Origin of the sequence: Novosphingobium sp. YAF33 (assembly GCF_052113265.1) — a bacterium.
In the GTDB taxonomy this organism is placed as follows: domain Bacteria; phylum Pseudomonadota; class Alphaproteobacteria; order Sphingomonadales; family Sphingomonadaceae; genus Novosphingobium.
Window position 1 is genome coordinate 1 of sequence record NZ_JBFRCW010000045.1, and the last position, 1,218, is coordinate 1,218.

A 1,218-nucleotide genomic window follows, 5' to 3' on the forward strand; every position below is an offset into this window, starting at 1 on the left:
TCATAACGAGAGTCTTGCGGTTGAATAATCCGGCACGCTCGCCTGCACAAGCGCGTCGGGCGTGATGCTATCGTCCTGCACGAACGTCCGACGCGCTTGTGCAGGCGTTCGATTTCCCAACGATGAGTGGGGCCGAACATGGTTGTAGTCGTAGCGCCAGATGGCCAGCTTCCGACGGGCGTCAGCCAAGCTGTCGAACAGTTCCTCGTTGAGCAGCTCATCGCGCAATGAGCCGTTGAAGCTCTCGATGAAGCCATTCTGCTGGGGCTTTCCGGGGTCRATGTAATGCCACTCAACCTTGTTCTTGCTRGCCCACTGTAGGATCGCCCGGCTCGTAAATTCAGTGCCATTGTCACTGACGATGCAAGCAGGTTTCCCATGCAGGCGAACAAGCGCATCCAGTTCGCGCGCCACTCGAGCCCCCGAGAYGCTGGTGTCCGCCGCCAGGCACAGGTTCTCCCGGCARCAATCATCGTTGATCGCCAGAATCCTGAACTTGCGCGACGCGCCAAACGTATCGGCGACAAAGTCCATCGACCAGCGGTCACCAGGACGAAGTGCTCCCGGCACCGGCGTYCGGCTGCCTCKGGCGCGCTTGCGGCCGCGTCGTCGGCGTACAGACAAGCCTTCTTCCCGATATAGCCGGTAGAGCTTCTTGTGGTTCATGCTCATGCCCTTGCGCTCCAGCATGACGCCGATCCGGCGATAGCCGAACCGACGGCGCTGCCCTGCGATCTCCCGCATGGCTTCGCGGATGGCTCCGTGGTCCGGCGGGCGTTCGCGCCTGACCGTCTTGGGATCGACGCCAATCAGCACGCAGGCCCGACGCTGTGAGACTTGGTAGTCCCTCATCACACCGAGCGCCACGTCGCGCCGCTGGCCCGGCGTCGTCAGCCTTTTCCCAGCAGGTCTTTCAGGATCGCGTTGTCCAGCATGCTGTCGGCTAGGAGCCGCTTCAGCTTGCCGTTTTCGTCCTCCAACTGCCGCAACCGATGGGCATCGGAAACCTCCATGCCGCCATACTTCGCCTTCAGCTTGTAAAAGGTCGCCGTGCTCAGGCCGTGCTTCCGGCAAACCTCGACCGTTGGAAGCCCTGCCTCCTGTTCCTTGATCATCCCGATGATCTGCGCCTCGGTGAAACGGCTCTTCCTCATGCGTCTGCTCCTTCTCGTGGGCAGACTCTACATCAGAATGAGGGACCTTTCGGGGGGCAGGTCA

General features: G+C 61.3%; 1 protein-coding gene. It reads right to left on the minus strand.

Translation table 11 applies throughout. The annotated features are described in order from the left end of the window. A protein-coding gene (locus tag AB4Z00_RS26535; RefSeq protein ID WP_442047902.1) for an IS3 family transposase occupies nucleotides 1-1,154 on the minus strand; the annotation gives its coding sequence in 2 pieces (ribosomal slippage) (nucleotides 1-896 and nucleotides 896-1,154; 1,155 coding nt in all). Between the last annotated feature and the right edge of the window lie 64 nt (nucleotides 1,155-1,218).